Consider the following 13000-nt stretch of genomic DNA (forward strand, 5'->3'; position numbering starts at 1 on the left):
TAAATAGGTTTCAGAGCCGAGTCACAATTGAACGACCGGTCATTTCTGCCGGCTGCGGCAAGCCAAGCAGTGTCAGCACGGTAGGCGCCACATCAGAGAGGATGCCGCCATCGCGCATCTCGACGGCACGCGGCCCCACATAAACAAAAGGCACTGGCTCACAGGTATGAGCGGTATGCGCTTGTCCTGTCGAGTCATCTGCCATCTGCTCGACGTTGCCGTGATCAGCGGTAATCAGCGCTTCACCACCGACCTTACCCAGCGCCTCTTCAATTCGCCCAACACACTTATCCAGGCATTCTACGGCGGCTACGGCGGCATCGAACACACCGGTATGGCCGACCATATCGCCATTGGCGTAATTAACGATAATCACGTCGTAGCGCTGCTGCTCAATGGCTTCGACGATCCGGTCAGTAACTTCAGGCGCGCTCATTTCCGGCTGCAAATCGTAAGTCGCCACCTGCGGTGAAGGGATCAGAATACGTTCCTCGCCGTCAAAGGGCTCCTCACGTCCACCGGAGAAGAAGAAGGTCACATGCGCGTACTTTTCTGTCTCCGCGATACGCAGCTGGGTTTTGCCCTGCTTGGCGAGATACTCACCCAGGACGTTATCGAGCGACGCTGGCGGATAGGCGCAAGGAGCGGGAATAGTGGCCGCATACTGCGTCAACATGACAAAACCGCCCAGATTGAGTTTGCGCCCGCGCTCAAAGTCACTGAAAGCAGGTTCCACGAAAGCGCGACTCAATTCACGTGCGCGATCAGCCCGGAAGTTCATAAACACCACAGCATCGCCATCTTCAACCCGCACCGCATCGCCAATAGTGGTGGCCTTAACAAACTCATCACTCTCGCCGCGCTCGTAAGCGGCATTCAAGGCATCAACAGCGGTCGGCGCGGAGAACTCGCCCTGCCCTTCGGCGATCAAGCGATAAGCAGATGCAACGCGATCCCAGCGGTTGTCACGATCCATCGCAAAGTAGCGACCAATCAGGCTGGCAGTGCGCCCCTTGCCCAAGCGGGCATAGGTTTGCTCCATCAATTGCAGCGAGGGTGCAGCGCTCTTAGGCGGCGTATCGCGCCCATCCAAGAAGCCGTGCACGTATATCTGCTGCGCACCACGCTTGGCGGCCAGTTCCACCATGGCCGCCAGATGCTCCTCATGACTGTGCACGCCGCCTGGCGACAAGAGACCCATAATGTGTACCGCGCGACCCGCACTGACGGCCTTATCAACGGCGGCACAAATAGTCTCGTTGGTAAAGAAGTCACCGTCATCGATCGCCTTGGTAACCCGGGTAAAATCCTGATAGACCACCCGTCCAGCGCCCAGATTCATGTGACCAACTTCAGAATTACCCATCTGCCCATCCGGCAGCCCCACATCCATGCCCGAGCCGGAAACCAGCGTGTGTGGCGCGTTAGCCCACAGCCTATCCCATACCGGTGTATTGGCAGCCATGATGGCATTGGATTCCGGCGACTCGCTGTGACCGAAGCCATCCAGAATCATGAGGACTACGGGCTTTGGGGTTGCTGTCATACTGAATGAACTCACAGGTTGAATTGGGCGAAGAGGACCACAGCCAACCAGGGCTGTGCCAGGCGACAAACTAAGTCTACAGTTTACTTGCCAGGCCCCGAGCTGTCATGCTCGGTTCCGCCCCGGTATTGCATCGACCGTTCGCACCTGCACAATGCTTTTCCCAGGCGCGTCACCCCCACTCGTTATTCGATGCCCACCTTGGTGTATACTCGCCCCCTTTATCGATTTTGGAAGCATCTCCAATGCAGTTTCTTCAGCACTTGATTGAATTCATCAGCGCCCACTATCTGCTAACCACCGCCTTTCTCGTCGTACTGGCGCTGTTGCTGTTTACCGAAGGACGTAAGTCCGGCACCGCGGTCAGCACCCAGCAGGCAACGGCCATGATCAACCGCGAAAATGCCATTGTTGTCGACCTACGCCCCAAAAAAGAGTTTGCGGCTGGCCATATCGTTGACTCCATCAACATCCCGTATGACAGCCTGACCACTCGCATCAGCGAGCTGGACAAGCACAAAGGCAAGCCATTGCTACTGGTTTGCGCCGCCGGTCAACACTCGGGCGGTTGCGCCAAGCAACTCAAGGCAGCTGGTCACGACAACGTCGCTCGCCTGTCCGGCGGTGTTGGCAGCTGGCGCTCAGACAATCTGCCGCTGGTGAAATAATATGGCAAAGGTCGTAATTTACAGTAGCAACTACTGCCCCTTTTGCATGCGCGCCAAGCGGTTACTCGACAGCAAGCAGGTCGAGTACAAAGAGATCAACGTCGATGGCTTGCCTGCCGTGCGCGCAGAAATGACGCGCCTGGCCGGTGGCCGAACGTCGGTGCCACAGATTTGGGTCGGTAACACCTACATTGGTGGCTGTGACGAACTCTTTGTCTGCGAGCGCTCTGGACAACTGAACAGCCTGCTGGCAGGGTAATCAGCCGATTTAACCAACGCTTTAAACCACACTAACGAGCACTTCATAAGGACCGAACATGGCCGAAGAAAACCAGAACAATCAAGCCGCCAACGGTGCAGCCAGCCAGCCGCAATTCAGCCTGCAGCGCATCTATACCAAAGACATTTCCTTCGAGTCCCCGAAAGCGCCCAGCGTATTCCAGACCCAGTGGAACCCACAGGTTAATCTGGACCTGAACACGCGCCACACCGAGCTACAGGAAGGCATGTACGAAGTCGTGCTGACGCTGAATGCCACCGTCACTAATGGCGACAACGAAACCACCTTTATCGCCGAAGTGCAGCAGGCCGGTATTTTTGCCATCAATGGTCTGGACGAAGCGGCTCTGCGCCATACCCTTGGCGCCTTCTGCCCGAACATTCTGTTCCCCTACGCACGTGAGGCGATCGACAACCTGGTTCTGCGTGGCAGCTTCCCTCCGCTGATGCTGTCACCAGTCAACTTCGACGCACTCTACGCTCAGGCCGAGCAACGTCGCACCGAAGAAGCCGCTGGTACTGCCTGATTCTTTTGGAGACAGCGACAATAGTGGCGCCCCTTCGTCGGGCGCGCCACACCGTTTATCCCCCGCTTGCAACCGTCCGCAACCACCACTGCGCTGAAACCGACTTTAGCCTTGTGCGCCATGCAGCGCATGCTCTAAGGTAAGCAACCGCAAATTTGCAGAAGACGGAATATCGCATGACCCTGCCGGCCTCCCGCCCCCTTTACCTGCTTGCCTTCATTGCCTGTGTGTTGCTGATGGGCGCCGCCCTGTACCTGGAACACATAGTAGGCCTCGAACCCTGCCCGCTCTGCATAGTGCAACGCGTTGCCGTGATCCTGATCGCGCTGACTTGCCTTGCTGCAGTGCTGCACAACCCCAAGCCGAACAACGAAAAGCGCACCACTGCCCGCTGCTACGGCGCACTAGTGACCCTGATCAGCGTGTTTGGCGGGGCCATTGCGTCACGCCAAATATGGCTGCAGCATCAGCCTGCCGACGAGCTTCCTGCGTGCCTACCAAGCCTGGACTACATGCTGGACGTGCTACCGTTCCAGGAAATGCTCAGCCTGGTCTTCAGCGGGACCGCAGAGTGCGCCGAAGTAAGCTGGACCTTTCTTGGTCTGAGTATTGCCGAGGGCACACTGATTGCCTTTGTCTGTTTCGCAGTGTTCGGCCTGATGCAACTGGTGCGCAGGGTCGACTAATCCTGACTGGAGTCTTGTCGATGAAAAAACTGTTAACGGTACTGCTCTGCTGCGTTCTGGCCAGCTGCGCCAGCCCCGATGTTGAGCAATACGCGGCGGAGAAACCAGCACTCTCGCTGCAGGACTACCTCAATGGCGACCTGCAGGCCTGGGGCATGTTCCAGGACCGCAGCGGTGAGGTGATCAAGCGCTTTCACGTCAAGATGACAGGCACCTGGGAAGGCGACACCGGCACACTGGATGAACGCTTCACTTACTCCGACGGCACTACCGAGCGCCGGGTCTGGACCCTGACCCGGCAACCCGATGGCAACTGGCAGGGCACCGCGGACGATGTAGAGGGCGTTGCGCAAGGCACGCTGGCAGGCAATGCGTTCCACTGGCGCTATACCCTGCGCCTGCCGGTCGGTGGCCGTACCTGGCTGGTCGACCTGGATGACCGCATGTATCTGGTGGATGACAACGTCATGCTCAACCGCGCCGTGATGAGCAAATGGGGCTTCACCCTTGGCAGTATCACGCTGAGCTTTTATAAACCTTGAAGCGCAGCTGTCGAGTGGCCTATTCTGTAGCGACAACGAAAGAACATATACCCATATAGTCGGTCCGCCGGCACAGCTTGACGAGGTGGAACATGCTGGACAGTTGCAGAAACTCCCAGGAACGCTGGGGCGGTGTTCACCAGTTGATCGACCGCTGGCTCGCAGAGCGCAAACAGCTCATTCTGCACTACACCAACTTGCGCAAGCGCGAGGCACCAAAGAACGCCCCGGACAATGAACTGGCGGCCTTTTGCGATGCGCTCGTCGACTACCTGTCAGCCGGCCATTTTGAAATTTATGAACAGCTGATGCGCGAAGCGGAAGATTTCAAAGACCAGCGAGGCATTGAACTGGCCCACCAGGTTTATCCGCGCATCGAAACCACGACCCGTGAAGCGGTCACCTTCAACGACACTTATGGCCAGCCCGACTGCGGCGTCGATGAAGACACCATGCAGACTCGCCTGCAACACCTCGGAGGCTTGCTGCATGAGCGCTTCGAGCTGGAAGATTGCCTGATTGAAGTACTGCATACCGCTCACAAAGACATGCTCAGCACCGTCTGACCCACAGGAAATGCCAGTGACCAGCACCGATAAAAGCACCACCACCGCCAAGCAAGACGACAAGGTTTCCAATCCTCTCAACCTGCTGCAAACCTTGACCAGAACGCTCAACGAACACTTGGCGGATGCGTGCAACCAGGCCGAGCAGGACGCACAGAAAGCCTTGGCCAAGCTGCAGCGCCAGCAAGAAAAGCTGGATCTCAAGCTCAGCCAGACCAAGCAGAAACTCAGCGCGCGGGAAGCCGAGCAGCCAGAGAAACCAGCGAACAAAACACGCAAGAAGCTGGCCGAACTGGAGTCAGCCAAGGTCGAGCTACATGAAGCCCGACTGAGAGCCGAAAGCTATATCAAGCAGTTGAGCAGCGATGTACGCCAGACCCTGCGCCTTGCCAAAGGCCTCGAGCGCATCGACACTCAGGTTGGCCAGGCACTGGAAAAGCGCGACAACCCAAAACCTGCAGCCAAGCCTCGTACACGACGCCCCGCTGCGCCGCGCAACAACAATAACGCCAAGTCATCACGCGCGCGCAAACCCAGACCCGCAGCCAAGCCCACTACGCCGCAGTCGAACTAAAGTCGGCGACAGCGGCTGCATACTGATCAAGCAATGCTTGCAGCCGCTCACCACTCTCTCCTCCGCCTTGCACCTGCGCCAGCACGCCAAGCTGCTCAACCAAGGGCAACCTGACAGGCACGGACAACTCCGCAAACAACGGCTCCAAACGCCGTAACTGTAACAACTCAGCTTCCAGCTCAACCGCTTTCACCTGTTGATACAGCGACTGTGCCGACTCATCCTGCTTGAGCTTGCGCCGAACCAGTCGTAATGGCTTGATCACCTGGTCCTGCCAGGATTGCTGCTGCGCAAGCATTGGCAACATATCCTCGTGCGACACTCGCCGACCCTGGGTCCATAACCACGCGGACGCCAGCAACAGCAAAACGTCCAACCCACACTCATCCTGCAACGCCAGCAAGGTACTCATCACCCCTGGCTGCTGATAACAATCCAGCGCCCAGCCAATCAAACTATCGCGATCTTCACTCATTCTTGTATCCCCTGCTCACAGCACCTTAGCGCGCTGATATACTCGCGCCCTATGATCACCATTGAATCCCTTACGTTACAGCGTGGCCCATTGCGGCTGCTTGATGACGCCAGTCTTACCCTGCACTCAGGCCAGAAAGTTGGCCTATTGGGTACCAATGGCGCCGGTAAATCCAGCCTATTTGCACTGCTGCGCGGAGAGCTTGAGCCCGATGCTGGCAGTTGCAGCCTGCCCGCCGATTGGCGTATCGCCCATATGCGCCAGGAAATCGAAAATCTGGATCGCCTGGCTGTGGATTACGTGCTGGACGGCGACCTGCGCCTGCGCGACATTCAGCACCGCTTGCAACAGGCAGAAGCGCAACAGGCCGCCGAGCAACTAGGCAGCCTCTATGGTGAACTGGAAAGTCACGATGGTTTTACCGCAGATAGCCGCGCACGTACATTGCTTGCTGGCTTGGGCTTCAGCAGCGAGCAATGCGACCGCCCGGTTGGTGACTTCTCCGGCGGCTGGCGTATGCGTCTCAACCTGGCGCAGGCCCTGATGCGGCCATCGGACCTGCTATTGCTGGATGAGCCCACCAACCACCTGGATCTGGACGCCATACTCTGGCTGGAAGACTGGCTACGCAGCTATCCGGGCACGCTGTTACTCATATCCCACGACCGCGACTTTCTCGATGCAGTGGTCGAGCATATCGTGCACGTTGAAGGCCAGAAACTGAACCTTTATCGTGGTGGCTACAGCCAGTTTGAACGCACTCGCGCCGAACGCCTGGCACAGCAACAGTCAGCGTTCGAGAAGCAGCAAGCGCAACGCGAACACATGCAAGCCTATATCGCGCGCTTTCGCGCTCAAGCCACCAAAGCCAGACAGGCGCAGAGCCGCCTCAAGGCGCTGGAACGCATGGAAGAACTCGGACCAGCGCATATTGATTCGCCGTTCTCCTTCAGTTTTCGCGAAGCGACCAACCAATCCACACCCTTGCTGGACCTGGACAAGGGTCAACTGGGGTATACCGGCAACAGCATACTCGCCAACGTCAAATTGCAGCTCGCGCCTGGCGCCCGTATCGGGCTGCTCGGCCCCAACGGCGCAGGCAAATCCACGCTGATCAAGTCACTGACCGGCGATCTGCCGTTAATTGGTGGCGAACTGAAAACCGGCGAGCACCTGGCTATCGGCTACTTTGCCCAGCATCAACTCGACAGCCTTGACCCTGACGCCAGCCCGCTGCTGCATTTGGCGCGACTGGCGCCGGATGAGCGCGAACAGACATTGCGCAACTTTTTGGGTGGCTTTGCCTTTCAGGGCGACCGCATTGATCAGGCGGTCGAGCACTTCTCGGGTGGCGAGAAAGCGCGTTTGGCGCTGGCTCTTATCGCATGGCAAAAACCCAACCTGTTGCTGCTCGACGAACCAACCAACCACCTCGACATGGAAATGCGTCACGCCCTGACCATTGCCCTGCAAGCCTTTGAAGGCGCCATGCTGCTGGTATCCCACGACCGCGCACTGATTCGTGACACCACTGATGAGCTTTGGCTGGTTGCCGACGGCAAGGTTGATACCTACAACGATGACCTGGACAGCTATACCCGCTGGCTGGCGCAGTTCCGCCAACAACAAGCCGCTGCCGCACAACCCGAGTCCAACAGCGCACCCAAGGTAGATGCCAAGGCCCAGCGGCGTGCCGCAGCAGAGCACCGGCAGCGCCTGGCGCCGCTGAAGAAGGCTGCTGACAAACTGGAGCAGCAACTGGCTGGCGCCAACGAGGAACACACACAGATAGAAACCGAACTCGGTGACCCCAGCGTATACGAGGCCAGCAACAAGGACCTCCTGAAACAACTGCTGGCCAGACAGGCCAGCTGCCAGCAACGTATTGCCGAGCTGGAGGAGGCCTGGCTGCAGGCGCATGAGGAACTCGACGAATTACAGGCTGCCCTGGCAGACGAGTAACCGCACAACGGAGCAAACATGATTCTCTGGATTGATGCCGACGCTTGCCCCAGACCGGTACGCGATGTTGCAGTAAAGGCGGCGCGCCGCAAGCAGATCGAGCTGGTCTTGGTCGCCAACAGTGCCCAGCAATTGCCGCCGGGGCCGGGCGTGCGCCAAGTAATTGTTTCCGCTGGCGCAGACGCGGCCGATCATTACATCATCGAGCAAGCGAGCCAGGGTGACCTGGTCATTACCGCCGACATACCACTGGCGGCTGGCCTGGTAGATCGCCACGTTACCGCGATCAACCCGCGCGGCCAGGTCTATGATAAAGCGAGCATCGGCGACCGCTTGGCGATGCGCAACCTGATGGATGAGTTACGCGGCGCCGGCCTCGCCGGTCGCGGCGGACCAGCGCCCTACAGCGACAAAGACAAACAGGCGTTTGCCAATTCACTTGACCGCCTGCTGTCGCGCGGCAACTAGCCGCGCTTGGTAGCAAACTGACGAACCTGGTCGTTTAACTGCCCTCGAACAGCCTCCAACTCACTTGCCAGACGCGCCAACTCGACGGCCTGATCGGCATTGGCGGTAGCAATATCGCCAATGCCGTGCAGATGTTTAGCCACATCGTCACCTACGCTAGCTTGCTCCTGAGTAGCGGCCGCGATTGTAGTGTTGAGGTTTGCGATACTGGCGATTTCTGCCACGATTCCAGAGAGAATCTGTGCACTATTTTCAGTAACCGAAATACACCTTTCGACTGAATCCTGGCTGCGTTCCATCGCGCCGCGCGCCTGCTCTGAAGCACGCTGCAAGCGCGATATAAAATCCTGGATTTCGGCAGTTGAACGGGCAGTACGCTGCGACAAATTACGAACTTCATCAGCTACTACTGCAAACCCACGACCGTGCTCACCGGCACGCGCCGCTTCGATAGCTGCGTTCAATGCCAGCAGATTAGTCTGTTCGGCCACGCTCTTGATCACATCAACCACCTGATCAATATCGACCGCTAATTGTGCTGCGCCATCAACGGCAGTACCGGTAAGGCGAATATTTTCTTCCAGCGAGTTCACCTCCGCACGAATACCCTCCATCGCCCTGTACCCCTGCTGGGCGTGACCATCTGCACCCTCGGATGCTGCAGCTGCATCTGCCGCGTTACGCGCAACCTCGGCCGTCGCACGACCAAGCTCCTGCATCGCCTGGACCATGTATTGGGTTTCACTCTGCTGGCGCTCGGCACTTTGGCGAACCGCGACGGACTTTCCCGTAACCGCCTGCCCCACTTCACCCAGCTGCTCCAGGCTATCACCCACGTCAGCGACCATTGCATCTAGCCCGCCAACAAATCGATTAAATGAGTCAACCATAGGGGTACGCATCGCTACGCGATAAGTTAGGTCTACTCTCTCGCCCTCGACCATCATCATCGCCGTGGCTCGCCCCATAGCCTCGCCCTCCAGCGCATCGCGATAGCCTAATTGCGCGAGATATATCAATACGGCCGCTTCAACCACGACATAACCTGCATGCACGAAAACCAACCCGAAGGTCAATCCTGGCGCCAGCCATACCCCCTGCAATCGTGATTGCAAATAGAAAAACATGAGGTGATGGACTGCAATAACCAGCGTCGCGACCAGAATTGGCATCCAATCACGGTAATAGATAAGAAAAGCCAGTAGAACGAAAATGGAGAAATGCATCTCCATGGTGCCGCGGCTCTGATTAATATGCAGCGCCGCCATTACCATAAAGGCAGCCCCTATAGCACAGCGAAATAAGCGCCCACCTTTACCCAAAGCGTGCAGGCCATGCATAACCATCAGCGTGCCGCCACCAACAACTAGAGCCTGAGCCCAAGTCCCATACCAGGAGGCCAGTGCCAGGGAGGCGAGCATACATAGCCAGAGCACACCCAGCATGACACGGTCAGCTTGCAGGTAATGGGCATCAAGGCTCAGAGACTGGGGAACTGTTGGATTCATCAATAGCTATCTCACCGGGATCAAGGTCACACAAACAAGCCACCGCATCCTGGCGAGTAATTGCTACCTTGCGTCCGGCTAGCAGGGCTTGCACCACTGGCTCGACAAAACTGCTGTCAGTTGTACAGTGAGCTCCGTCACTGTAAGGCCCTACATAGGCTAACTGTCCTTCAGCGTCCCAAATAGCAATTGCAGGGGCACCGGGCCAGTTCGCCCATAACTCAGGTATCGGCCAATAAGGCAGCACCTTGAGGCCGTCAGTCAAACCGTCGGTACTGCGCTGTCCGGAGCGCGCGAACTCTACCCCCTGCTGCGCAAAGCGCTGGGTCATCTCATCCACATAAGCTTCATGCCCTGCACTGCAGGGGCAGCCTGACTGCCACACGTGGACAACCTGAACATGCCCGGGAGCAAAAGGCGGGCTGACGGCTTCCCCCTGAAAAAAGGCCGGCCGCTCGAACGACTTCACGTAGCGCGCTTCGAACCACCAGTAAGCCCAGACAAGGACCGCGAGCCAGATCAATAGCAATAACAGGGTCAAACCCCGGCGAAGCCAGATACGCATCAACACCATCCAGACAAGGAAATAGCACTGCATTTTGCCACATACCAGCGGACCAATTGACTGATTGAGCGCAGCGAAAGCTGTGTGAATCAGCATTAACCGCAGCGACTTGTGTCAACTGCTACTCATCTTCAGGCATAACAGCGCCCATTATCTTTGCCGCGCGCAGTACTTGGTTTAATTTTGCGGTCTACCGAGATGATCACTTTTGCTTTCATCTTCCGGCAGAGCGACCAACCCTCATTGATCTGTCGCCGCTATTTCAAGGAAGATGACACAACGTCTTGGCAGCTCGCTGCCGAGCAGGGAAGCCGCAGTGTACATACTCACTACCCTCGACCTGACGACGCTGACTGTCACTCTGACACTGGTGACCCTCAGCATGACACTATTGCTCGCACTGGCAGCCTGGCATGCAGGCACCGAGCAAGGGCTGCGACATTGGGCACTGGGTAACTGCGGCCTGATGCTGGGCCTGATGCTTAACGTCAACCAGGAGCACCTGCATCACAGCCTTTCCATTATTCTCGCCAATGGATTGATGACGGCCGGACTTGGCGTCATCTGGCTTGGCGTACGCGCCTTCAAAGGCCGCAGCCAGCCCGAATGGGGGCCCATCAGCGCCGCAGCACTGATCATGCTAGCACTCTGGGTTTGCCGCTTTCAGCTGGGCAGGCTGGATATCTGCTACGCCATCAGCTCGCTCGTGCTTGGCGGCTTTTTCCTGATGTGCGCCAAGGAGCTGCTGATACGTGCGGCCCAGCCGCTGCGCACAGCCTATTGGTTTACCGGCAGCATAGCGCTGCTATTCGGTATTTGTTTGATTGGGCGCCCGCTCGCCGCACTCAGTGGCTTGCAGAGCGACCACCCGGCCTTGGACAACCCACTACAAAACCTGACCCTGCTGGGCGCGATGCTGGCGCAGATAGGCATGGCCAGCGGGTTCATTCTGATGACCCATTACCGGACGGCCGAGGCGCTGCATAGACTGTCCGAACGCGACGGCCTGACCAACGCGTTGAACCGCAGAAGCTTGCAAGAACAGGCAAAGGCGCTGCTGGAGATAATGGCTGAGCGCAAACAACCAGCAACCCTGATAATGGTCGATGCTGACCACTTCAAGCGCATCAACGATGAGTTTGGCCATCAAACAGGCGATGCCGTGCTTTGCCATCTGGTCTCGAGTATCAGCCAGCATTTGCGCAGCGACGACCTGCTCGGGCGCTTTGGCGGCGAAGAGTTCACCTTGATATTGCCAGGCCTGAACACCGAGCGTGCAGCCCAGGTAGCCGAACGCATACGCCAAGGCTTATGCCGTCACCCTTGGGAGCAGGAAGGTCAACCCGTCTGGCTTAGCGCCAGCCTTGGAGTGGCCTGTTCGGAGCACCATGGTTACGACTTCAGCATCTTGCTGGCCGCCGCCGATGCAGCGTTGTATCGCGCCAAGGCATTGGGCCGCAATCGCGTAGAGTTAGCGCCAGAGCCTGGCGCAGAGCTCGAAGAAAAAACAGCCTTACGCCTTCTGTCACAATTCCGTCATAATCTGGACGTATAAACGTCAACCAGATAGGTGCATAGTGGATTGTATTCCACCGTACCAATGGAGTTTTCGTGAGCCAGTCTTTTGTACCACGCCCGTTCCCCCTGAGCCGTCCCCGCCGTATGCGCCGTGATGACTTTTCACGCCGCCTGATGCGCGAGAACACCCTGACCACCGATGACCTGATCTACCCGGTTTTTGTCCTGGAAGGAGAAGGTCAACGCGAAGCCATCGCCTCGATGCCCGGCATCGAACGGCTGTCCATCGACCTGTTGCTGGAAGAAGCAGCAGAGCTGGTAGACCTTGGAATTCCCGCGATAGCGCTTTTTCCGGTGACGCCGCTGGAGAAGAAATCGCTGGACGCCGCCGAGGCTTATAATCCGGAAGGCCTGGCTCAGCGTGCGACCGGCGCTCTGAAGGCACGCTTCCCAGAGTTGGGTGTTATCACGGACGTAGCCCTGGACCCGTTTACTACCCACGGACAGGATGGGATTATCGACGACAACGGCTATGTAATGAATGACATCACCGTCGAGATTCTAGTCAAACAGACACTGTCCCACGCTGACGCCGGTGCCGATATTGTGGCACCCTCTGACATGATGGATGGCCGCGTTAGCGCCATGCGTCAGGCGCTGGAAGACGCAGGCCACATTCATACCCGCATAATGGCCTACTCGGCCAAATATGCCAGTGCGTACTACGGCCCGTTTCGCGACGCCGTCGGCTCTGCCGGCAACCTCGGCAAGGGCAACAAGGCTACTTACCAGATGGACCCGGCCAACGGTGACGAGGCACTGCAGGAAATTGCTGCTGATCTGGCCGAAGGTGCGGACATGGTCATGGTTAAACCCGGCATGCCGTATCTGGACATTGTCCACCGCGTCAAAGAAAGCTTTAAGGTACCGACATTCGCCTATCAGGTTAGTGGTGAGTACGCCATGCATTGCGCCGCCATCAACAATGGCTGGCTTAGTGAAGCAGTGATTCTCGAATCACTGATCGCCTTCAAACGTGCCGGCGCCGACGGCATCCTGACCTACTTTGCCAAAACCGCCGCGCGCCAGTTGCGCGAGCAACAATCAAACTGAACG

Annotated in this window: 15 protein-coding genes; 11 read left to right on the forward strand and 4 right to left on the reverse strand. The window is 57.6% G+C overall.

Annotation, left to right across the window (positions count from 1 at the left end):
* Positions 1–10: 10 nt before the first annotated feature.
* Positions 11–1546 carry a 2,3-bisphosphoglycerate-independent phosphoglycerate mutase gene (gene gpmI / locus EF096_RS09290; protein ID WP_123889349.1) on the reverse strand — a complete coding sequence of 512 codons (1536 nt, stop codon included), beginning with the start codon at positions 1544–1546 and terminating at the stop codon, positions 11–13.
* A gap of 245 nt (positions 1547–1791) precedes the next feature.
* Between gpmI and EF096_RS09295 the strand changes: the two genes are divergently transcribed.
* The 7 genes from EF096_RS09295 to EF096_RS09325 all read left to right on the forward strand — a co-directional run bounded on the left by EF096_RS09295 (position 1792) and on the right by EF096_RS09325 (position 5388).
* Complete coding sequence (locus EF096_RS09295) at positions 1792–2214, forward strand: rhodanese-like domain-containing protein (RefSeq protein ID WP_123889350.1); 423 nt, start codon at positions 1792–1794, stop codon at positions 2212–2214.
* A gap of 1 nt (position 2215) precedes the next feature.
* On the forward strand, positions 2216–2473 hold the full coding sequence (grxC, locus tag EF096_RS09300; RefSeq protein ID WP_123889351.1) for a glutaredoxin 3: 258 nt from the start codon (positions 2216–2218) through the stop codon (positions 2471–2473).
* A 58-nt stretch (positions 2474–2531) separates the two neighbouring features.
* Positions 2532–3020, forward strand: coding sequence for a protein-export chaperone SecB (gene secB, locus EF096_RS09305; protein WP_123889352.1), 489 nt, complete (start codon positions 2532–2534; stop codon positions 3018–3020).
* Positions 3021–3196: 176 nt separating this feature from the next.
* Positions 3197–3706, forward strand: coding sequence for a disulfide bond formation protein B (locus EF096_RS09310; protein WP_123889353.1), 510 nt, complete (start codon positions 3197–3199; stop codon positions 3704–3706).
* A 20-nt stretch (positions 3707–3726) separates the two neighbouring features.
* Positions 3727–4248, forward strand: a complete 522-nt coding sequence (locus EF096_RS09315; RefSeq protein WP_123889354.1) for a DUF3833 domain-containing protein — start codon at positions 3727–3729, stop codon at positions 4246–4248.
* A gap of 92 nt (positions 4249–4340) precedes the next feature.
* On the forward strand, positions 4341–4814 hold the full coding sequence (gene rsd / locus EF096_RS09320) for a sigma D regulator (protein ID WP_123889355.1): 474 nt from the start codon (positions 4341–4343) through the stop codon (positions 4812–4814).
* A gap of 16 nt (positions 4815–4830) precedes the next feature.
* Positions 4831–5388, forward strand: a complete 558-nt coding sequence (locus EF096_RS09325; protein ID WP_123889356.1) for a Dor-1 like family protein — start codon at positions 4831–4833, stop codon at positions 5386–5388.
* Here the strand turns inward: EF096_RS09325 and EF096_RS09330 are convergent.
* A complete protein-coding gene (locus tag EF096_RS09330) occupies positions 5369–5863 on the reverse strand; it encodes a TIGR02444 family protein (protein ID WP_123889357.1) in 495 nt (164 codons plus the stop codon). The two genes, EF096_RS09325 and EF096_RS09330, sit on opposite strands and share 20 nt — an antisense overlap.
* Before the next feature lie 51 nt (positions 5864–5914).
* On the opposite strand from EF096_RS09330, the gene EF096_RS09335 reads away from it, so the two are divergent.
* Together EF096_RS09335 and EF096_RS09340 are read left to right on the forward strand one after the other, a co-directional pair.
* Positions 5915–7825, forward strand: coding sequence for an ATP-binding cassette domain-containing protein (locus tag EF096_RS09335; protein ID WP_123889358.1), 1911 nt, complete (start codon positions 5915–5917; stop codon positions 7823–7825).
* An 18-nt stretch (positions 7826–7843) separates the two neighbouring features.
* The gene (locus EF096_RS09340) at positions 7844–8293 is read left to right on the forward strand and encodes a YaiI/YqxD family protein (RefSeq protein ID WP_123889359.1); all 450 of its coding nucleotides are present in this window, start codon (positions 7844–7846) and stop codon (positions 8291–8293) included.
* On the opposite strand, the gene EF096_RS20280 is transcribed toward EF096_RS09340, so the two are convergent.
* Positions 8290–9801: a methyl-accepting chemotaxis protein gene (locus EF096_RS20280; protein WP_123889360.1), complete on the reverse strand. Its 1512-nt coding sequence runs from the start codon at positions 9799–9801 to the stop codon at positions 8290–8292. The genes EF096_RS09340 and EF096_RS20280 overlap by 4 nt on opposite strands.
* Entirely contained in the window at positions 9767–10366 is a 600-nt protein-coding gene (locus tag EF096_RS09350) for a DUF6436 domain-containing protein (RefSeq protein WP_123889361.1), read from the reverse strand. The genes EF096_RS20280 and EF096_RS09350 overlap by 35 nt, the downstream gene beginning before the upstream one ends.
* A gap of 271 nt (positions 10367–10637) precedes the next feature.
* Here EF096_RS09350 and EF096_RS09355 point away from each other — a divergent pair, with 271 nt between their 5' ends.
* Entirely contained in the window at positions 10638–11921 is a 1284-nt protein-coding gene (locus EF096_RS09355; protein WP_123889362.1) for a GGDEF domain-containing protein, read from the forward strand.
* A 56-nt stretch (positions 11922–11977) separates the two neighbouring features.
* Complete coding sequence (hemB, locus tag EF096_RS09360; protein WP_256671284.1) at positions 11978–12997, forward strand: porphobilinogen synthase; 1020 nt, start codon at positions 11978–11980, stop codon at positions 12995–12997.
* Positions 12998–13000 lie beyond the last annotated feature (3 nt).

The organism is Pseudomonas neustonica, from assembly GCF_003797945.1.
GTDB lineage: Bacteria > Pseudomonadota > Gammaproteobacteria > Pseudomonadales > Pseudomonadaceae > Halopseudomonas > Halopseudomonas neustonica.